The organism is Paeniglutamicibacter selenitireducens, assembly GCF_051550675.1.
Taxonomy (GTDB): domain Bacteria; phylum Actinomycetota; class Actinomycetes; order Actinomycetales; family Micrococcaceae; genus Paeniglutamicibacter.
The window spans coordinates 80,804-100,052 of record NZ_JBPULF010000010.1; the positions used below are offsets into that span (position 1 = coordinate 80,804).

Annotated in this window: 16 protein-coding genes; 9 read left to right on the forward strand and 7 right to left on the reverse strand. The window is 66.6% G+C overall.

The window, feature by feature from the left end; genetic code table 11:
* Nucleotides 1-36: 36 nt before the first annotated feature.
* Together ACSYDW_RS15905 and ACSYDW_RS15910 are read right to left on the reverse strand one after the other, a co-directional pair.
* Complete coding sequence (locus ACSYDW_RS15905; protein ID WP_438339705.1) at nucleotides 37-891, reverse strand: NAD-dependent epimerase/dehydratase family protein; 855 nt, start codon at nucleotides 889-891, stop codon at nucleotides 37-39.
* Complete coding sequence (locus tag ACSYDW_RS15910) at nucleotides 888-1,517, reverse strand: uracil-DNA glycosylase family protein (protein ID WP_438339706.1); 630 nt, start codon at nucleotides 1,515-1,517, stop codon at nucleotides 888-890. Before ACSYDW_RS15910 ends, ACSYDW_RS15905 begins: the two co-directional genes overlap by 4 nt.
* 151 nt (nucleotides 1,518-1,668) lie before the next feature.
* Here ACSYDW_RS15910 and ACSYDW_RS15915 point away from each other — a divergent pair, with 151 nt between their 5' ends.
* The 4 genes from ACSYDW_RS15915 to ACSYDW_RS15930 all read left to right on the forward strand — a co-directional run bounded on the left by ACSYDW_RS15915 (nucleotide 1,669) and on the right by ACSYDW_RS15930 (nucleotide 4,590).
* A complete protein-coding gene (locus ACSYDW_RS15915; protein WP_438339707.1) occupies nucleotides 1,669-2,184 on the forward strand; it encodes a nucleoside deaminase in 516 nt (171 codons plus the stop codon).
* A 283-nt stretch (nucleotides 2,185-2,467) separates the two neighbouring features.
* Nucleotides 2,468-3,205, forward strand: a complete 738-nt coding sequence (locus tag ACSYDW_RS15920) for a DsbA family protein (RefSeq protein ID WP_438339708.1) — start codon at nucleotides 2,468-2,470, stop codon at nucleotides 3,203-3,205.
* Between the two features lie 15 nt (nucleotides 3,206-3,220).
* Entirely contained in the window at nucleotides 3,221-4,108 is an 888-nt protein-coding gene (locus tag ACSYDW_RS15925; protein ID WP_438339709.1) for a cytochrome c biogenesis CcdA family protein, read from the forward strand.
* A gap of 134 nt (nucleotides 4,109-4,242) precedes the next feature.
* On the forward strand, nucleotides 4,243-4,590 hold the full coding sequence (locus ACSYDW_RS15930; protein ID WP_438339790.1) for a LexA family protein: 348 nt from the start codon (nucleotides 4,243-4,245) through the stop codon (nucleotides 4,588-4,590).
* A 62-nt stretch (nucleotides 4,591-4,652) separates the two neighbouring features.
* Here ACSYDW_RS15930 and ACSYDW_RS15935 read toward each other — a convergent pair whose 3' ends face one another.
* Nucleotides 4,653-5,699 (reverse strand): hypothetical protein, encoded by a 1,047-nt coding sequence (locus ACSYDW_RS15935; RefSeq protein ID WP_438339710.1) that lies wholly within the window; start codon nucleotides 5,697-5,699, stop codon nucleotides 4,653-4,655.
* Nucleotides 5,700-5,861: 162 nt separating this feature from the next.
* Between ACSYDW_RS15935 and ACSYDW_RS15940 the strand changes: the two genes are divergently transcribed.
* The 4 genes from ACSYDW_RS15940 (at nucleotide 5,862) to ACSYDW_RS15955 (ending at nucleotide 11,819) form a co-directional block, all read left to right on the forward strand.
* Nucleotides 5,862-6,173: an antibiotic biosynthesis monooxygenase family protein gene (locus tag ACSYDW_RS15940; RefSeq protein ID WP_438339711.1), complete on the forward strand. Its 312-nt coding sequence runs from the start codon at nucleotides 5,862-5,864 to the stop codon at nucleotides 6,171-6,173.
* A 173-nt stretch (nucleotides 6,174-6,346) separates the two neighbouring features.
* Entirely contained in the window at nucleotides 6,347-9,025 is a 2,679-nt protein-coding gene (locus ACSYDW_RS15945) for a PEP/pyruvate-binding domain-containing protein (RefSeq protein WP_438339712.1), read from the forward strand.
* A 135-nt stretch (nucleotides 9,026-9,160) separates the two neighbouring features.
* The gene (locus ACSYDW_RS15950) at nucleotides 9,161-10,438 is read left to right on the forward strand and encodes a Y-family DNA polymerase (RefSeq protein ID WP_438339713.1); all 1,278 of its coding nucleotides are present in this window, start codon (nucleotides 9,161-9,163) and stop codon (nucleotides 10,436-10,438) included.
* 286 nt (nucleotides 10,439-10,724) lie between these two features.
* Nucleotides 10,725-11,819, forward strand: coding sequence for a glycoside hydrolase family 3 N-terminal domain-containing protein (locus tag ACSYDW_RS15955; RefSeq protein WP_438339714.1), 1,095 nt, complete (start codon nucleotides 10,725-10,727; stop codon nucleotides 11,817-11,819).
* Between the two features lie 195 nt (nucleotides 11,820-12,014).
* Here the strand turns inward: ACSYDW_RS15955 and ACSYDW_RS15960 are convergent, their stop codons facing one another.
* The 4 genes from ACSYDW_RS15960 to ACSYDW_RS15975 all read right to left on the reverse strand — a co-directional run bounded on the left by ACSYDW_RS15960 (nucleotide 12,015) and on the right by ACSYDW_RS15975 (nucleotide 18,171).
* Nucleotides 12,015-15,344 (reverse strand): S8 family serine peptidase, encoded by a 3,330-nt coding sequence (locus ACSYDW_RS15960; protein WP_438339715.1) that lies wholly within the window; start codon nucleotides 15,342-15,344, stop codon nucleotides 12,015-12,017.
* 409 nt (nucleotides 15,345-15,753) lie between these two features.
* A complete protein-coding gene (gene thiD / locus ACSYDW_RS15965) occupies nucleotides 15,754-16,578 on the reverse strand; it encodes a bifunctional hydroxymethylpyrimidine kinase/phosphomethylpyrimidine kinase (RefSeq protein WP_438339716.1) in 825 nt (274 codons plus the stop codon).
* A 92-nt stretch (nucleotides 16,579-16,670) separates the two neighbouring features.
* Nucleotides 16,671-17,327 carry a hypothetical protein gene (locus ACSYDW_RS15970; protein ID WP_438339717.1) on the reverse strand — a complete coding sequence of 219 codons (657 nt, stop codon included), beginning with the start codon at nucleotides 17,325-17,327 and terminating at the stop codon, nucleotides 16,671-16,673.
* Nucleotides 17,328-17,523: 196 nt separating this feature from the next.
* Nucleotides 17,524-18,171, reverse strand: a complete 648-nt coding sequence (locus ACSYDW_RS15975) for a TetR/AcrR family transcriptional regulator (protein WP_438339718.1) — start codon at nucleotides 18,169-18,171, stop codon at nucleotides 17,524-17,526.
* Nucleotides 18,172-18,467: 296 nt separating this feature from the next.
* On the opposite strand from ACSYDW_RS15975, the gene ACSYDW_RS15980 reads away from it, so the two are divergent.
* Entirely contained in the window at nucleotides 18,468-19,190 is a 723-nt protein-coding gene (locus tag ACSYDW_RS15980) for a queuosine precursor transporter (RefSeq protein WP_438339719.1), read from the forward strand.
* Nucleotides 19,191-19,249: the final 59 nt, after the last annotated feature.

Consider the following 19,249-nt stretch of genomic DNA (forward strand, 5'->3'; position numbering starts at 1 on the left):
CCAGGCCGGAAGACACCTCGCGGCGTTCCCCGGTGCCTAGGGGTGCCGCACGCCTTCGCCGGCCAGCACGCTGGCGTAGCCTTCCCGGTAGGTCGGGAAGGTGAACTCGAAGCCGCTGGCCAGCAGCCGGGCGTTGGACAGCCTGCGGTCCCCGCCGCGGTTCACCGCCGCCTCGCCGGACGGGGGAGAGGTGACGCCCAGTTGCCCGGCCAGGAACTCCTGGACCCGGGCGAGGTCGACAGGCTCGTGGTCGACCCCCAGGTAGAGCGGTTCGGGGGTCGCTGCCATGGTTCCCAGGTGGACGATCGCCGCCGCGGCGTCGTCGCGGTGGATCCTGTTGGTCCACACCACCCGCGAGGCGGTGCGGGCCTTGCCGTCCCTGACCTGGTTGACCAGGTGGTTCCGGCCCGGTCCGTAGATCCCGGACAGGCGCAGGACGACGGGGGTCCCGTCCTGTCCCAGCACCAGCTGCTCGGTCTGGGCAAGTATCTGCGCCGTCTCGGTGCGCGGGTCGATCGGGGTGGCCTCATCGACAAGGCCGCCGGCGGCATCGCCGTAGACGGCGGTGGAGGAAACCATGATGAAGCGTGCGGGGTGCACGCCATCGCGTTCCAACGCCTCAACAACCCGCTGTGCGGCGCTCAGGTAGGTGCGCCGGTAGGCCTCGGCGCTGCGCTCGGGCGCGGCGGGCGTGAACACCACGAGCCCGGTGTCCGGATCGATGGTGGGAAGCTCCACCCCGGTATCGGCCAGGTCGGCGGACACCGCGGTGAAGGAACCGGGCAGCACCCCGGCGCGCCGGCGCCATGCGGTGACCTGGTGCCCGGCGGCGACCAGGCGAAGCCCTGCCTCGGTGCCAAGGTCTCCGGCACCAAGGATCAGGACCTTCACTTTTCCGTGGGCCGGACCCCGGCGCGCGCCATGGCGTCGGTGTAGGCGGCAACCATTTCATCGAACCAGGCCTGCTGCTTCTCGGCCGAGCCCAAGAACGCGCGGTCCGCGGTGGAACGCACCTCGTAGACCTTGATGCCGCGCTGGCTGACGACCTGCTGGCCTCCGGCCTTGATCCAGGCCTGCACCAGGCGCTTGGCCTCGGTGCCGTGGGCCACGATCGCGGAGGTCCGGTACGCAATGCGCATGAGTTCCTTGAGCGGGCGGATGCCGGCCTTGACCTGCTCCGGGGTCAGCTTGGTCCCGCCATCGGGCAGCTCCCACGGGAAGACATTCCAGGGGATGCCGTAACGCGGATCGAGCCCGGCAGCGTCGTAGACCGCCGCGAGCCGGGCTGCCGTCGGATCGTCGTTGCGCAGCGAGAGGAACCCCGAAGAGGTGCCCGGACCCGGCGCGATCTGCAGGGAGATGACCCTGGCCTCGTCGACGTCGTGAACCGGGTCTATCAGCGGGACCCGTGACCCGGGCTGCTGTTCCTGCAACTTGCGACACAATGCTGTGAGTTCGGCGATGGAATCGTCCTCCACCTTGCCCAGCTGTTCTTCAAAGTACTCGGAGTGGCTCATTATTCACCTTTCGCCCTACCCCTGAGCCTACGCCGATTGTGCCGCCCGCGCATTCGCCGCTGGCCGGGGAGCGGGTTTCACCGGATCCACGGGGGTGCAGGGCTGCAGGAAGTCCATGGTCAACGGGCGATTCCCGATGGATGATGGGTCTATGGGAATCAACGGGACCGATATCGGACACCTGCGCCGCTGCATCGACCTGGCGCGGCAGGCCCTGGACGAAGGGGACGAACCATTCGGTTCGATCCTCGTCGACGAGACCGGGACGATGCTATTCGAGGGGCACAACGAGGTGGCATCGGGCGACGGAACAGCCCACCCGGAGCTGGCCATCGCGCAGTGGGCCTTCAGGAACCTCACCCCTGCCCGGCGGGCCGCCTGCACCGTCTACACCTCGGGGGAACACTGCCCCATGTGCGCCGGGGCGCATGGTTGGGCGGGTCTGGGACGGATCGTGTTTGCCGCCTCCGGCGCCATGCTCGATGGCTGGCTGCGGGAGTGGGGCGTGGCACCCGCGCCGGTGGCGCCGCTGCCGGTGGGGGTGGTGGTGCCCGGGGTTGCGGTTGACGGCCCGGCGGATGAGCTCGTGGACCTGGTGCGCGAGCTGCACCGACGGTCCCACGGCCTCCCGGGAGGCACCCCGGGATCCCCCGAAGGGAACGCCTGAGGCCACAGCCCGCCGGGGGGAAACCCGGAGGGGTGGCCGGGGTCCCGCATCAGCGTCGGTCTGCAGAAAAATGAACTTGACATGGGGAAATCTGTACCCAGTGGGAGATCCCGCGAGGACGTCCGTCGTTCAACCGGATTCCGTCTGCCCAGGGGGCCGCGATTTCACCTTGTGCCGGTGGCTCCGATACGTTTCTAGGTAGACCCTCCTGCCGCGCACCGGCCACCTGCGTCGCCGAAGCCCGGCGGGGAATGCCCCGATGGAAGGACCCTGCGTCTCTGTGATGTCAGAAGCAACCAAAACACCAGCCAAGCCCAAGCTGCCCTGGTTCTGGATCATGCCGATCCCCGTGGCGTTGCTGATCGGCATCATCATCGGCATGCAGATCCCCACCCCGGGGGACTCCGTGGCCGCGGCGCCGTCGGCCACCGCGCCGGCACCCGAAAAAACGCAGGACGCAGGGGCCGCGCAACAGAAGATCAATGTCGAACGCCGCGAGGCCAACGACCCGACAGCCGTCGGAGCCGTCGACGCCCCGGTCACCATGGTCACCTACTCCGATTTCCAGTGCGGCTACTGTGCCAAGTGGGCAGCGGATTCCCTGCCGACGATCGTGCAGAAGTACGTGGACTCGGGCAAGCTGCGCATCGAGTACCGGGACATCATGTTCTTCGGCGAGAACTCGCGCCAGAGCGCCGAGCTCGCTGTCGCAGCGGGCAAGCAGGGCAAGTACCAGGAATTCCACGACGCGATCTTCGCGGACGGGGCCACGGCCAAGAATGCTGACTTCTCCGCCGAGGGCGTCAAGGAACTCGCCGCGAAGATCGGTGTCGATCACAAGCAGCTCGTGGCAGATGCCGCATCGGAGGAAACTTCCGCTTTGGTCCAGAAGAACCACGACGAGGCCAAGAACCTCGGCGTCACCGGAACCCCGACGTTCATCATCAACGGCACACCCGTGGTGGGGGCGCAGCCGCTTGAGGTGTTCATCCAGGCCATCGACGCCGAACTCGCCGGCTAGGGGAAGGCCGAACGCATGGAGGTCGGGTTTGCCTACGCGGTTGTCGGCGGGATGCTCGGGGTGTTCAGCCCGTGCAACGCCCTGCTGCTGCCTGCCTTCTTTGCCAACATCGCCGCGTCGCGCGCCAGGCTTCTAAGCCTCGGGGCGGTCTTCCTGACGGGCCTGCTCGTCACCCTGGTGCCGTTGGGCTTGGGGCTGGGCTGGCTGGGCGGAACGCTGAGCATCGACCGCGGCGTCCTGCTGACCGGCGCCGGATGGGTGCTGATCGGCTTGGGCCTTGTCACGGCGCTGGGCGGAGGGTTCGATTTTTCCCGGTTCATCCCCGGCGGCAGGCCGGCACCGGCGGCCGGGTCGCTGGTCGGCACCTTTGCCCTCGGCGCGGTGTCCGGCATTGCGGGGTTCTGCACCGGCCCGGTGCTCGGCGCCATCCTGACCCTCGCGTTGACCTCGGCAAGTCCCGCCCGCGGGGGCCTGCTGCTGGGGCTCTACGGGGTGGGAATGGTCATCCCGATCCTGCTCATCGCCTTGCTGATCCGCAAGACCGGGCACGGATCCGTGCGCTGGATGCGCGGGCGCAGGTTCTCTGTCGGGCCGCTGACATTCCACACCACGTCGCTGCTGATCGGCGCCGTGACAATTATTGTCGGCTGCCTCATGATCTTCACCAACGGCATGGCCTCCGTCCCCGAGCTGCTCCCCGCCAGCTGGACCGCCTTCATGGAAAGCTCGGCCCAGTGGATCGATTCCTTCGTCCCGGCCTGGGTCTGGACACTCCTGGTGGGTGTCCTGCTCATGGTGTGGTGGCTACGTGCGGCCATCCGCAGAAGCGGTGAAGCAGGCATTCCGGAGGATGCACAGGACGCAAACGCGTTGGAGGGCGGCCGAGCCGACGCCAACGGGTAACGCTGGCATAGCAGCACTGCTAGGCTGATGGTCGAATCTGTGTTCTAGGAGGTGCGGTGGTGTTCGGGATCAACTTGCCGCAACCTCCTTCGCCCGGCCCCGACTCGCAGGGGCCCGTCGGCGCCGTCGAGGCGATGGGCTTCCCTTCGCCAGCCCGCGACTACTACAACGGCGGCATCGACCTGAACCGCTTGTTGATTCGCGACCGCACCTCGACATTCCTGATGCGCGTCTCAGGCAACTCCATGGCTTCGGCGGGCATCACCCACGGGGACGAGGTCATCGTGGACCGCTCGCTGACGCCCAAGGACGGGTCGGTGGTTATCGCGATCCACGAGGGAGAACTCGTCATCCGGCGCCTGGTCCTTCACCAGGGTTCCATGGTGCTGTGCAGCGACGAGCAATCGGCAGCCGACGCCGAAGCGGTCCTTGAGGAAACCAGTATTTGGGGTGTCGTCACGCGCTGCCTGCACCACGTGTAACCGGTGTTTTTCCGGCCGGAAGGTTTCCCGACGCCTAGGACGGAATCGCCGGTCGACCGCTTTCAGTATTCGACGATACCCAGGGACTTGAGTATGCCCAGCACGATTCCGGCAGCCGACATGGCAAGAATGATCCATGGCCCCCAACCCATGCGGGATTTGAGCCTGCGCCCCTGCGGAGCCACAGCCGGCATCCCGGGGATGGCCTCGTTGGCTGTCGTCGTGAAGGGGCCGGTTGTGGCCGTTAGTCGTGGATCCCTCCACCTGCCCCACTCCTCCACGTAGCGCTCGAGCACGGTGACACCCTCCAACAGGCCGCGAACTGCGGAAGGGGCTTGCGCGGCGCGGGCGCCGGAAAAGAGGAACAACCGGTCATCGACAATTTCCAGGTCCCACGAGCGCAGTTCCGCGGCGAGGTGCCTGCAGGTTTCCGGAGTGAAGAGCCGCCGTACGTCGTCCTCATAGCCCGTCGGGCAGTACACGGCGAAGTTCTTGCCTAAGTTCCCTCCGAGGTCCAGCTTCTGTCCGCGACGCACGAAATCCTCCTGGAGATTCGAGCCGTTGGCCTTGGCATCGAGAACGATATGCGGCAGTGCGGAACGCAGGCGCACCTGCGCGTATCTCCAGGTATGGGTCCGGGTATTGTCACCCGAGCCGACCAATGCGCGGTAGCTGCCGATCTCCAGCTCCTGCCGCGGCCCACGCGTGATCACGTCGTAGGTCATTCCGTCGCGGCCATTGCCGAACCCGGTGGCAGGAAAGGCAGGGGCCTTGTTTTCGAACAAGTAGGTGAATCCATTCGCTGCCGCAAAACGGGCAAGCCGGATGGAATCCAAGTGTGGCTTGCGGCGGTGGAAGTAGGTCCAGACCGCCATGACCATGACGACGGCGGCGCAGGCGGCCTGCAACACCGCGGATCGAGCGGCTTCCTGGGCATCGTCCGCGGCGAGGGAGAAGATCAGTGTGGCCACGGCGAGACACATGGTTGCAACCCAGCTGATCTCAAACCACGACATGTAGGAGGAACGGCGGATGCGCGGCTGGTTCCGGAGGTAGGCGCGGACTTCGCGCCGGCTGACGGGGTCGGTGAGCGCTTCCCATGAAACCACCCGAAAATCATGTGCCGCGTCATCCCCGGGACCCACCATTGATTCTTCCTGCCTGGAATGAAGGTCATTCCACTTCGGTTTCACTGCCGGGGTCATCCTATCCATGGTCCGGAGTCCACCGAACATTGCGGCGGATCCGATGTGTCGGGGGAGAATGGCCGAATGATCACAGAACATGCGTTGCTCCCGGTCAGGCCGGGTCTGGAAGGCGAATTCGAGATGGCCTTCGGCAAGGCGAAATCCATCATTTCGTCCATGCCCGGTTTTCAGGGGCTCACTCTTTCGCGATCCATGGAGAGCCCCTCGACCTACCTGCTGTTGGTCGAATGGCGAACCCTGGAAGACCACACCCAGGGGTTCCGGGGATCCGCCGAATACCAGGAATGGCGCGGGCTGTTGCACCGTTTCTACTCGCCGTTCCCCACCGTGGAGCACTACGAACAGGTCGCTGCCGTACAGGGCCCGGAGGCATAGCTCGCCCCCATCGCCGGCCACCGGTGGCACCGATCCGGCAGCGGCGGCGGTGCCCGGCAATATTCCGTGAACCGGCGCCATGCGCCTAGCCACGGTGCGCGCCCGGTGCAAGACTTCAAGCAGCCGCACGGGGCGACGGCGGCAACAGGAGGAACGCGAGAGGGGCATACGGGATGCGCTACGTCAGGAACCTGGACACCGTCGGGGCATCGGACCTCGATCTGGCCGGCGGAAAAGCGGCGAACCTCGGCGAACTCATCTCAGCGGGATTCCCGGTGCCGCGCGGGTACGTGCTCACCACCGACGCCTACACGGCCTTCATCGCCGCGAACGGCCTCGAAGAGAGGATCCTGGAGCTCGCCGCAACGCTGCCTGGTGAAGGCGCAAATTCCGCCGGGGCCATTGCCGGGTTGTTCTCCGCAGGCACGCTCCCGGCGGAGATGGATTGGGAAGTGCGCGAGGCCTACAGGCTCATGGGCGCCGGGGCCGGGGCCGGGATTCCGGTAGCGGTCAGGTCCTCCGCGACGGCCGAGGACCTGGCGGAAGCCAGTTTCGCTGGCCAGCAGGACACCTACCTGAACGTCGTGGGCGCCGATGAGCTGGTGGTTGCCGTCCAGGATTGCTGGGCATCGCTGTGGACCGAGCGGGCGATGTCCTACCGGGCGCGGGCGGGCATCTCACCGAGGGATGTCGCCCTGGCTGTTGTCATCCAGGAGATGGTCGACACCGATGCCGCGGGTGTCATGTTCACGGCCAACCCCGCCACCGGCAACCGGGGAGAAGTGGCCATCGGCGCTGCCTGGGGGCTGGGGGAGTCCGTGGTGGGTGGCCTGGTCAGCACGGACGACCTGATAGTGGATGCCGGGACCTTGAAGGTCCTCTCCAGCAGCATCGCCGCCAAGGACACGATGACGGTGAACGCGGGCAACCGGACAAAGCAGGTTGCCGTTCCCGAAGAACTGCGTCACCGGGCCGTGCTGGGCACCGGCGAAGCGCAACGGCTGGCGGTGCTGGGGCTGAGGATCGCACGGCACTTCGGGGTCCCGCAGGACATCGAATGGGCCCGCTCTGGCGGCGTGTTCCGCATCCTCCAGGCCCGCCCCGCCACCGCATTGCCCGATGCCGGGATCGCCGTGCCGGAGACCTGGCCGCTTCCGCACGAGCATGGACTCTACTTCCGTGCCAGCATCGTGGAGCAGCTGCCCGACCCGTTGACCCCGCTCTTCGCCGACCTGATCGACCCGTCCGTGACAGCATCCCTGGGGTCCTTGATGTCCACGGCATTCGGCCGGAATGTCATACGGGAGGGGGACATCGGATTGCCCACGGTGAACGGCTACGCCTACTACTTCTACCGGAACTCCGGGTTCCTCCGGGTGCTCGCAATCTCCCCGCTGGCCGTGGCCAGGTTGGGTCGCGCGCGGGCGGGAATGGGGCTCGAGGGCTGGAAGAACGTGTCCCACCCCGCGTACCGAGCCGCCATCGAGGCTTGGGCAGCGCGGGACTGGAAGTCGCTGCCAGGAGAGGAGCTGCTGGGGGCTGCCATCGAGTTGCTCGACGCCGGGACCCGCTACTACACCGCGGTGCAGTCCGTGGTGCCGGTGTCCGCGGCGAGCGAGATCGCCTTCCGGGCGTTCTACGGCAAGCTGGTCCGGGCCCCGGGGGACCCCGCGGCCGACACCTTCCTGCTGGGATTCGAGAGCGAACCGATCCGGGCGGAGTACTCGCTGTACGACCTCGCCGCCTGGGCCCGGGGCCGGCCCGGCCTTGCCGAGCGCCTGCTGGCCACGGACAGCGTGGCGCTCGCCGGCGAGGTACTGGAACCCGGCGCACACGAGGGTGAACCGTCGCCCGATGCCGAACGCGCCGAGTTCCTCGAGCGCTTCCGTGCCCACCTGCAACGATTCGGGCACACTGTCTACAACCTCGACTTCGCGACGCCAGTGCCCGCCGATTCCCCCGCCCAGCTGCTGGAGACCCTGAAATTCAACCTGCGCGGCGAGGGCGGGAACCCGCACGAACGCCAGCGAAACTCGGCACTGCGCCGCGAGGAGGGCACCGCGCGGATTGCTGCCCGGCTTGCGGGACGCAAGGCCCGCACGTTCAGGCGCCTGCTCGCCTGGGCGCAAAAGGCGGCGCCGATGCGCGAGGACGCACTCTGGGACATCGGCTTGGCCTGGCCGCTGCTGCGGGCCATGCTCCTGGAACTGGGGGAGCGCCTCACTGCGGCAGGTGTCGTGGGCTCGGCCGAGGACGTCTTTTGGCTGCGGGGCAGCGAGCTGCGTGCCGCCGCCGGCTTCGGCCTGGCCGACCCGGCAGCCGACGGCGACGCACCCGCACCGGTCAGGATCACCGGCACGACGGGCCCCGTGCGGGCCGGCGCCGTGGCCGAACGCCGGGCCCTGTGGAAAGCCCAACGCCGGGCCGATGCCCCGCAGATGCTTCCGGCCTACCGCTGGGCGGACAAGGCGCTGTCCGGGATGATGCCCGCCGGGCTGCAGACGCAGACCGGGGACGTGATCAAGGGGGTGGGTGCCAGCCTCGGGACGGTGCGCGCCCCGGCCCGGGTGCTTGCCGGGCCGGAGGATTTCGCCACGATGCAACCCGGGGAAGTGCTGGTGGCCCGGATGACCACCCCGGCCTGGACGCCCCTCTTTGCGATGGCCGCCGCGGTGGTCACGGACGTCGGGGGACCGTTGAGCCACAGCTCGATCGTGGCCAGGGAATACGGGATCCCCGCGGTGCTGGGAACCGGCGTCGCAACCCGGCGGATCCGCACCGGGGACATGATCACCGTGGACGGCGATGCCGGAACCGTGGGCCTCGGGACGCAGGCCACCGCTGCAAGCTGAACCGCACCCGCGGCGGGCACCCGGAGGGCAACCCGTGAGGCGTCTCCGTTAAGCTTGAGTCCCTGCCCACCAACGGAAGGCCCGCGGATGTCGACCCCCCTTCCAGCGCACGGCCGGCCGCGGATCGCGGCTTCCATGAGCCCCGAACGCATCGCGCTGATCGACGTGAACAACTTCTACGTGTCCTGCGAACGCGTCTTCGACCCCGCGCTCGCCGGGCGCCCCGTCGTCGTGCTCTCCAACAACGACGGCTGCGTGGTGGCGCGCTCGCAGGAAGCCAAGGACCTGGGCATCACCACCGGGGCACCGTTCTTCCAGGTCAAGCAGTTCATGCGCAGCCACGGCATGGTCGCCCGCTCCAGCAACTACGAGCTCTACGGGGACATGAGCGCCCGCGTCATGGAGGTGCTCTCGCGTTTCGGCACCTGGCAGGAGGTGTACTCCATCGACGAGTCCTTCCTCGGCGTGCAGGGCAGTCCCGACCAGCTCGGGGAACTGGCCACACGCATCCGGGCCACCGTGGGCCGCAGCGTCGGCGTGCCGGTGTGCGTGGGGGTTGCACCGACCAAGACGCTGGCCAAGTTCGCCAACCACGTGGCCAAGCACAACGCCCACCTGAGCGGCGTCTGTTCGATGGACTCCATGGACCCGGAAGTGGTCGAGCGGATCCAGTCCCGGGTACCGGTGACGGACCTGTGGGGCGTGGGCGGGAAGACCGGCACCAAGCTGGCGGGCCTGGGCATCAACAGCATCGCAGACCTCAAGCGGGCCGATCCCGCCGCCATCCGCAAGAAGTTCTCTGTGGTCCTTCAGCGCACCGTGCTGGAGCTGAACGGCACCCCGTGCATCGCCCACCACGAGGAACGCGCGGACAAGCAGCAGGTCATGTACTCGCGCTCGTTCTCGAGCCCGGTGACCACCCTGGACGCCATGCAGGAAGTCATGTCGGTCTACGCCCAGCGCGGCGCGGCCCGGCTGATGGGCGACGGGTTGTGGGCGACGCTGCTCACTGTCACGGCCGGAACCAGCCGGTTCGCCGCGGGCGAGGCCTCCTTCCCTTCGGTGACGCTCAAGCTGCCCCGGCCCACCCAGGACCCCATCCTGCTGACCCGGTTGGCCAGCGCGGCAATGCGCGAGATCATGAGCCCCGGGGCGTCCTACGTGCGTGGCGGCGTCGTGCTCTCCGGCCTCCAACCGGACCCGGGACAGGAAGCATTCGGCATTTTCGAGGACGATGCCCCGGCACACCACGTCGGCGACGTGCTGGGGGCGGTCAAGGCGAAGTTCGGGGACAAGGCCATCGGGCTGGGGTCCGGCGGACTCGCCGTGGAACCGAAGTGGTCGATGAAGCGCGAGTACTCCTCGCCGAAATTCACCACCGAATGGGCGGAACTTCCCGTGGCACGGGCCTGATCCTGCCCGCCGGTCCCGACCACGGGGGAACAATCCCGCCAAATATCTGGCAGTCTGGAAGAAGACGGATGCAAGCGGAAGACAGGCAGTGATGGGTTTCAGCAGGACGGTTTCAGCAAAACACCGGGCGATGCTGTGGTTGGCCATCCCGTGTCTGGCGGTGTCGGGCTGCACGTCCGGTATGCCCCCGGAACAGACCCCGAGTCCGGCCCCGGAGCCCGGGGCGTCCCAGGCTCCCGGCTCCGGAAGCGGGTCGCCCGGGCCCGCCGGATCGCCTGCACCCACCGTGCCGACCGGACCCGCAACGGCGTCCGGAACCGGCGAAACGCCGGCACCCGGAAACGCGCGGGCCCTGCTGCAGCGGATGAGCCTCGAGGAGAAGATCGGGCAGGTCCTCATGGCGGGATTCCCGGCCACCGGCAGCAGTGCCCTGGACCGCTCTGCGATCGCCGAGCACTCCCTCGGGAACGTCTTCCTGAAGGGCCGCAGCACCGAGGGCGCCAAAGCCACCAAGGCCGAGGTCGACCGCGTGAAAAAGACGATTGCCGCGTCCCAGGACGTAGCAATCGCCCCGTACGTCGCCACGGACCAGGAGGGCGGCCTCGTCCAGGTGCTCAAGGGCAGCGGTTTCGACACGATGCCCTCCGCGAAGGTCCAGGGTAGCTGGGACCCGGACGAGCTGAAGGCCAAGGCCACAGCGTGGGGCGGGCAGCTGGCCGGCGCCGGCATCAACGTCAACCTGGCACCGGTTGCCGACACCGTTCCGGGTGCGGCTTTCGCGCCGTCCAATGCGCCCATCGGCCATTTCGGCCGGCAATTCGGGTTCACCCCGCAAGCGGTTTCGGACTCGTCGTCGGCATTCTCCGCGGGAATGCTCGAGGCCGGCGTCGACCCGGTCGTCAAGCACTTTCCCGGCCTGGGCCGGGTCACCCAAAACACCGATGTCGCCTCCGGGGTGACGGACACCGAAACGACGCGGCAGGACCCGTACCTGCTGCCGTTCCGGGACGCCATCGAGGCGGGGAACGACTGGGTCATGGTGTCGAACGCCTACTACTCGCGGATCGACGCGAAGAACATCGCACCGTTTTCCCCGGCCATCATGGAGGGCATGCTCCGGGAGGACCTGGGGTTCGAGGGCATCATCGTGTCCGACGACGTGTGCGAGGCAAACCAGCTCTCGCCCTGGGGCGTGGGGGAACGGGCGGTGCGCTTCTTCGAGGCCGGCGGAACCATGCTGCTGTGCGTCGACACCGCCAAGACCGCGACGATGGCCGAGGCCCTGGCCGCCAAGGCCACGAAGGACCCGGGGTTTGCCGGGCGGATCGACCAGGCTGCCCTCAGGGTCCTGAACGCCAAGGACGCTGACCGGCAGGGCTAGGCCCCGGCTGCGACAGGGCCTCCGGGGACCATCCCCGCAGGTGTTCCAGCGCGTGCGTTGCCTCCAGGGTGCCGGCGCGGAACGCGAAAGGCGCGGCCGGCTCCGCTGCGGAAAGATTCCGCCGCGAATCCGGCCGCGCCGCATTCGTGCTGCCGGTGCGGGTTTGCACCCGCACCGGCCAGGTCCCCTGGGGACCTACTTCTTGTTGCTGATCTCGACCTTCACCAGCTCGGCACGGTCGCCCGTGGCGTGCTTGTTCTTGCCGCTGAGGTCGCCGGTGGCATTGTGGAGGTGCAGGAACAATGCCTGGGCCTCCTTGGTGCCTGCCTTCAACCGGGCGGTCAGCTTGGTGTCATCAAGGTCGGCGAACACGGTTCCGTCGCCGTCGAAGGACAGGGCCGGGGCGATCGCGTCGAAGCCGATCCACTTGGTTCCGTCCACCGGCACGTTCGCGCCGGTCTCGTCGGTGTTGTACTGCGAGTACGTGAGCACGCGGTACTTGATCGGGGCGCTGGAGCCGCTCAGGCCCAGTGCCGCAAGCGAGACCGGGAAGGTGGCCACGTTGGTGTCGAACGTGTTGGAATCGACGCTGCCCGGCAGCCCGTTGAGGAACTGCTGGTCAACCATTTTGCCGGTGCTCAGGTCGTAGGTCGCCACGACGTCCAGGTCCAGGCCATCGGCCGTGGTGTTGTACGCGAGGAAGTCGGCGCGGCCGTCGTTGTTCGTGTCGATCTCGATGTCGATCTCGGTTCCGCCGGCCAGGTGCGCCCAGTTGCCCCAGGTGCTGACGCCGAAGTTCACCAGGCCGTCCGCGGCACCGCTGGTCGGGGCCGTGGAGGCCGCACCAACGTACTGCAGGTCCATCTCGCGACCGCCCGGGGTCGAGTCAAGGTCCTGGCCCTGGCGCGGGGATGCCGCACCGAACTCGAAGCCCGCGACCAGCGACAGGACACGGGAGTCGCCCGTGCCGGCCAGCACGTGCTTGCCCTCGAGCTCCACCTTTGCGGTGGTTGCGCCCTTCTTGAACTCGATCTCGTCATCAACTTCCATGTCGGAGACCAGCTTCGGTGCGGCGTGCACGGGAACGCGCAGCGTCGGTGCCGAGGAGCTGGTCAATTCGACGCGGCCCGAGACATCGCTGACCCAGGCGCGCGGGACGCCCAGCTGGGTGCGGTCCATCGTCGGGTCCAGGGTCTTTGCGAACTTCCGGGAATCGATGTTCAGCGTCACCTTGATCTTGGTGCTCTTGCCGGCCTTGAGCGTCACCTTGCGCTCGCTCAAGGAGTAGCTGGCACCCGGGATCTCGGTGGCCGGGACGTACTTCACGTTGTAGGTCTGGGTCTTGGAAGACTTGTTGACAACGGTGATGGACTTCGTGGACTTGTACTTCTTCTTGTCCAGTTCGATGACTCCGAAGACGACCGAGGTCAGGTCCGGTGCATCGGTGGCGAAGGCGTAGGCCGGGGTCTCCACTGCAGCGGAGGCGATGACCCTGCCGGAGCCGACGCGGTTGGGGCCGTAGGCCTTGCCGTTGGCTGCCAGCACATCCGCCGAGGCGGTGTTCATGACGATCGACTTGATCTCGTAGGCGCTGTACTTGCCGCTGCCTGCCACGAGGGCGGCGATGCCTGCCGCGTGCGGTGCGGCCATCGAGGTGCCCGACATGACTGCCGGGCCGTTGCCGGTGCCGACGCCGACGGAGCCGATCAGGGTGCCCGGAGCCGCAACGTCAGGCTTGACGATGCCTTCCGAGCCGTGGACGCCACGGGAAGACCCTGAGTTCAGGGTGTCGCCCTTCCCCGATTCGGCCGCCGCGGTGCCCACGAGTGCCGGGTCAAGCGTGACCTTCAGGGTCCCCGCCTCGGCTGCCGGACGCAGCGAATCCGAGTATGCCTTGGTGAACTGTGCGCCCGGGAGGGTGGTGTTGCCACCGATTCCGGCCTCGAAGACCGAAACCTCGGAGTCGAGGATGACGCCGGTGGCGCCTGCGGCCTGCGCGTTGTTGAAGCGGACTGCCGAACCGCACGGGAAGACCTGGTTCTCGCTCCACTTGAGCCAGACCCACTTGCCCTCCAGCGAGCCGGGGGCGAACGGGGAGCAGCCGAACGGGTTGCCCGCAGGGCCCATGACCACCTGGCCGCTGAGCTTGGCCGGGTCCGCCGCGGCGTAGTTGAAGTTGGACGAGTACTGCCCGGCCGCGGTGCCTGCGGCGTCGGACGGTGCCTCGACGGTGATGCCGTCGAGGGTGACCTTGGAGCCCACCGAGTTGGCCACGGTGAGGGCCGAGCGGGCGTTGCCCGGGGCGCCACCGACATCGGTGATGTCCCCGGAGTTTCCGGAGGAGACCACCGAGAGGATGCCGAGCTTGGCCAGCGAGTTGACGATGTCGGTTTCCGGATCATCGGCGGGGGACTGGTCCGAACCCAGGGACATGTTGATGATCTGGGCACGGTCATCGAAGTTGCCGTCGTTGTTGGGGTCCAGCACGTAGTCGAGCGCCTGGCCGACGACGTCGGAAGATCCTTCGCAGCCGAAAACGCGGATGCCCACCAAGGCGGCTTCCGGCGCGCTGCCCGGTCCGATGCGCATGCCCGAAACGTCGTCGGCGGTCAGGCCGGTGAAATCGCCTTTAAAGGTGCTGCCGTCGGCGTTGACGCCGTAACCGGCTGCCGATCCGGCAACGTGGGAACCGTGGCCGGCGGAGGAGCAGTCAAGCGGGTTCGCATCGGGCTTCGGGACGGGCTGGTAGCCCGGCGAGCGGGGATCGGCGTTGTAGTCGTCGCCGACCAGGTCCCATCCGCCGATGAACTTCTTCGGGTCGTACAGGCCCGAATCCTTGGCCGGAATCGTCGAGGAGGACTGCGCCGCCTCGTAGCCTTCCAGTGTTCCGGGGCCGCCGAACCCGGCATGGGTGTAGTCGATGCCGGTGTCGAGCACGGCAATGGTGACGCCCTTGCCCGTCTGCTTCAGGGCGCTCCAGGTTTCAAGCGCCTTGGTGTCGATGTCGGCGTTCTTGTTGTCAGGGGTCTTGGGCACGATGGCCGTGATCTTCTTGACGTCGCTGCGGGCAGCGAGTGCGCGAAGGTCTTCGGCGTCGCCGCGCAGCGCCACGCCCGGGATCGAGTTGGAGGTCGTGTAGATGACCTCGGCGTCGGCGACCTTGGCAACGGTCTTGCCCTTGGCCTTGATGTCGGAGCGGATCTTTTTGACCTTGGCGGGATCCTTGACCAATGCGCTGGACGACTCTGCAGCGGCGGCGGGCTGGGTGGCCTCGAAGGCGCCCTCGCCTTCGAACTGGACGAAGACCGACACCTCTCCCTGTGCCTTCTTCAGGGAACCTGCGACCTTGAGGGACTTCAGGTTTTCGGTGGTGAGACCGCCAAGGGATGCGGCGTCACCCCCGGGTGACGGGTCGGCAGTGGGCAATGCCGCCATTGAGGGGACGGACATGGTCACGGCCAGGGCTAGCCCTGTGGCCGATGCCAGTATCGTCCGCGCAATCTTGGGGCGACGCGGGTTGGTCATGGTGCTCCTTCATTCCAGTGGGAGTGATGAGTGGGACGTGTGGCCGGAGAGCCTGCAAGTCACTAGCGAAATCCTATGTGAGTTGGCCCATATCTCAAGGAGTTGTTTGAGAACTTTTCGAAATATGTACTTTTGTACATACCCGATAGACCGGCGGAGGGATCCTGCGGGCAAAATATCGGAGTTGATAAGTAGTCTCTGCGGTGGGGCACATTCCTTGGGGGAATCGCCCTCCGGGCGGGCTGCCCGTCGCGTGCGGTACCGGGCAAGGGCACCGGCTGCGACAGGCGGTTCCGTGCGTACTGGGGGAAACACGAAGCGGTGGCCTCATTCTCTGAATGAGGCCACCGCCAAAGGCCGAAGCCGATTGGTTCCCGGGGAACCGGGTATTCGATTAGAGGCGCGGGATTTAGCGTGCGCCACCCTGCCACAGGGCGTCGAACGGAGCGGCCGAGGAAACCCGGTTCTTGATGCCCTCGGTGACGAAGGCCTTGGCGTTGCGCGCCGCTTCAAGCGGGGTGGCGCCCTTGGCCAATTCGGCGGTGATTGCCGCAGCAAGCGAGCAGCCGGCGCCCGAGACTGCTACCTCGCCGACCTTGGGTGCGGACAGCACCTCAAGGGTCTCGCCGTCGTAGTAAACGTCCACGGCTTCGCTGCCGGACAGGCGCACGCCGCCCTTGGCCAGCACTGCGGCACCCGAGAGTTCGTGGATCTTCTTTGCGGCTGCGGTCAGGTCATCCACGTTGTTGATGGTGATGCCCGAGAGCGATTCGGCTTCGAAGTGGTTGGGTGTGACGAAGGTTGCCAGCGGCAGCAGGTTGGCCTTGAGCGCCTCGTCGGTGTCCAGTGCGTGGCCCGGTTCCTGGCCCTTGCAGATCAACACGGGGTCAAGGACGATGTTGTCCCAATCCTGGTTGCGCAGCGCGGTGGCCACGGTGTTGATGGTCGCAGGGGAACCCATCATGCCGAGTTTGACGGTCTTGAGGTCCTGCTCGTAGCAGGTCTGGATTGCCTCGAGCTGGTCGGCGATGACCTGGGTTTCCACTGGAACGAAGCGGTGGTTCCAGTTGTCCTTGGGATCGAACGACACGATGCACGTGAGGGCGGTGATGCCGTAGGTGCCCAATTCCTGGAAGGTCTTGAGGTCGGCCTGCGCACCGGCGCCGCCGGTGGCCTCGGAGCCTGCGATGGTCAAAGTAATGGCGGGACGGGTCCCGTTGGAGGCAGAAGTCATGATTCAAGCTTAGGGCGATCCGCGGGTGCCGAATTCATCCGTGGATCCGTCCGGATCCGCGGCAGCTGCCGCCATCCCCTGGCGAGCAGGGTTCAGTTGCGGGCGAAGGTGGTGATCAATGTTGCGTTGGACCAGCCGGAACCGCGACGCGAGCGGGTCCCTGCGGCATTGTCGGCTTCCGCGACCATGAACAGCCACGGCAGGCCCTGCCTCGAGGCCGATGCAGCCAGGTTGGCGATGACGGCGTTCCGGAATTGTTCCGCATCGGTGGCGGCCATGATTTCGGGCTCGCTCAGCAGTGCGAAACCGTCGGCGAAGCGGATGCGCCCGCGACCGGCGGGTGCATCGAAATCCGCGATTTCCACGACGTCGTATGCGTCCATGGGGGCCTCGAACAACGTTGCGGTTTCCGGGATGCTGGCCACCTGCTCGACGTCGTCGGTGGTGGCCGCCAGCAGGACGTGGTGTCCCCGGGCCTTCCATCCGCGGGTTTCCAGTTCGCTGACGACGGTTGGATCCGGGGTTCCGAGCAAGGTCAGGTGGGCGGCCCGTCCCTGGGCGCTTTCGGACAGGTGGTTGTCGAGGGACGGAACCTCGTCGCTGGTCGGCCACCAGCGCAGGACCTCGATGTCGCCGTTGGTGGTTCCCACGCTGTGCAGTTCGTAGGGGCTCTCGTGGGTGATCGTGCGATCCTTCAGCGGCGCAAGTTCGCGGACCCAGTTGGGAAGATTCTTGTGTTCGGATGGCATTTGTCGTCTCCTCCTGATATCTGCTCAAACCGCGGAACCGGCGAAGGCCCCGAAGCGAACCGAGGTCCCTGGATACGATTTCAGGGTTTCCCCGCCTGTCGTCAAGACCGACTCTACGCCTCATGCCCGAAGTCCCGGGATCGGCTCGAGGTCGCGGCGCCCGCCGGCGCGGGCACACCCCCTAAGTGCGCACGGGTTAGTTCGCGGTGCGCACCAGTGACAGCACGTCATCAAGGATCGTCCGGACCACCGGCATGCGCGAGAGAACGGTCAGGCGGGCCACCACAGGTGCCACGTTCTTGACCAACCTGAAGCTGCGTTTCGCCCCGGGGGATGAATCGTGGGCCCAGAACAGGAAAACGCCGCGCTGGATCAGCCAGAGGAGCTGCGGAAGGTCCTGCCTGATGGCCAGCGGGGGCAGCGGTCGGGAAGCGGCCACGACCTGGCGCCACAACCCCAGCTCCTGCGACCGGTGGATGTCCCCGGGTTCGCCCTGCGGCCCGGAAAATGCCGTGCGAATGAACGAGGGCCCGAACTCGTGAAACGGAGCCAGGATTTCGAGGTTCTTCTCCAGCGCCAGGCGCACATTCGTCTCGAGGTTGTTGCCCTCGACCAACAGCGGCCAAGTGGCTGTCCGGTGCTCCTCTGCCAGGCCCCGGTAGAGCTCGTGGACGATCTCGTCCTTTGAGTCGAAGTAGTAGTACGCGTTTCCCAAGGAAAGCCCGGATTCCCTTGCAATGGCGCGCATCGTGGTGCCGGAAAAGCCGTCCTCCGCGAAGAGGCGCAGTGCGGTGTTTAGCAGCAATTGGCGAGTTTCGGCGCCCTTTGCGGTTTGCTGAGCCACGCGAGCCCTTGAATCAGTAGGCATGTAGACCATCATAGTGGTTTTTGAACATGTTCAACATGCGAATTTAGTGGCCCGGATCACGTTCGAGTGGGGCAAGCGTGACCAAAGTTGCGCGCAGCGGCTGGAAAGCGCAGTGGGCGCCGGAAAGCGCCGTGGGATACTTGAACCTCAAGTGCTAATACAGCGAGTGCTCCCTGAGGCCCGCAATCGACCCGCCGATCGTTGCTCGAATCGCGGGGGAGAATGCTGCCCGGGGGTGACTTGGCGAACCACTTCTTCGATTGGGTATAACCATGGGCGAAATCTCCGCCTCAACATCACAACGTCCACAGCTTTCGCGCGCGGTTTTCGCGGCTGCGGGAAGCCCCTATTTCTCCACCGTCCTGGCCCTGATGGCGGTGACCGTGATCCTCTCCAATATCGGTGCCACCAAGGGCGTCACCTTCGGTCCGATCGTCACCGACGGAGGGTTCTTCCTCTTTCCGCTGGCATACATCCTGGGCGACGTCATTTCCGAGGTCTACGGATTCAAGGTCGCACGCAGGGCCATCATCACGACCTTTGTGCTGGCGGCATTCTCCACGCTCTGCTTCTGGATCATGATCGAGCTGCCCGCCGCCGAGTGGTACGACGGGCAGGTAGCCCTTGAACGCACCCTCGGCCCGATCTGGCTCATCGTGCTTGCCTCGCTGCTGGGCTTCCTGGTCGGGCAGACGCTGAACTCCCTGGTCCTGGTGAAGATGAAGGAGCGTTTCGGCGAACGCGGCCTGGTCGGACGCTTGATGGGATCCACGGGCGTGGGCGAGTTCGCAGACACCCTGATCTTCTGCTCCATCGCGGCGTCGGTCATCGGGATCGCCGACGTGCCAACGTTCATCAACTACGTGCTTGTCGGATTCCTCTACAAGACCCTTGTCGAGTTCGCCTTCGTTCCCGTGACGGCACTTGTCATCCGCTGGTTCAAGCGCCGCGAGCCAAGCTACTCGCTGGGGCAGAAGGAAACCGCGGCCGCATAGCCAGGCAACGCCTCGGGGCGGCAGCACACCCACAGCACTGGTGGGCATGCTGCCGCCCC

Bases quoted from the DNA above. Each gene is read 5' to 3' on its own strand.
- ACSYDW_RS15980 (WP_438339719.1), top strand. From the start codon at position 18,468: ATGGGCGAAATCTCCGCCTCAACATCACAACGTCCACAGCTTTCGCGC.
- ACSYDW_RS15945 (WP_438339712.1), top strand. From the start codon at position 6,347: ATGCGCTACGTCAGGAACCTGGACACCGTCGGGGCATCGGACCTCGAT.
- ACSYDW_RS15920 (WP_438339708.1), top strand. From the start codon at position 2,468: ATGTCAGAAGCAACCAAAACACCAGCCAAGCCCAAGCTGCCCTGGTTC.
- ACSYDW_RS15910 (WP_438339706.1), bottom strand. From the start codon at position 1,517: ATGAGCCACTCCGAGTACTTTGAAGAACAGCTGGGCAAGGTGGAGGAC.
- ACSYDW_RS15940 (WP_438339711.1), top strand. From the start codon at position 5,862: ATGATCACAGAACATGCGTTGCTCCCGGTCAGGCCGGGTCTGGAAGGC.
- ACSYDW_RS15930 (WP_438339790.1), top strand. From the start codon at position 4,243: ATGGGCTTCCCTTCGCCAGCCCGCGACTACTACAACGGCGGCATCGAC.
- ACSYDW_RS15915 (WP_438339707.1), top strand. From the start codon at position 1,669: ATGGGAATCAACGGGACCGATATCGGACACCTGCGCCGCTGCATCGAC.
- thiD (WP_438339716.1), bottom strand. From the start codon at position 16,578: ATGACTTCTGCCTCCAACGGGACCCGTCCCGCCATTACTTTGACCATC.
- ACSYDW_RS15970 (WP_438339717.1), bottom strand. From the start codon at position 17,327: ATGCCATCCGAACACAAGAATCTTCCCAACTGGGTCCGCGAACTTGCG.
- ACSYDW_RS15960 (WP_438339715.1), bottom strand. From the start codon at position 15,344: ATGACCAACCCGCGTCGCCCCAAGATTGCGCGGACGATACTGGCATCG.
- ACSYDW_RS15950 (WP_438339713.1), top strand. From the start codon at position 9,161: ATGAGCCCCGAACGCATCGCGCTGATCGACGTGAACAACTTCTACGTG.
- ACSYDW_RS15925 (WP_438339709.1), top strand. From the start codon at position 3,221: ATGGAGGTCGGGTTTGCCTACGCGGTTGTCGGCGGGATGCTCGGGGTG.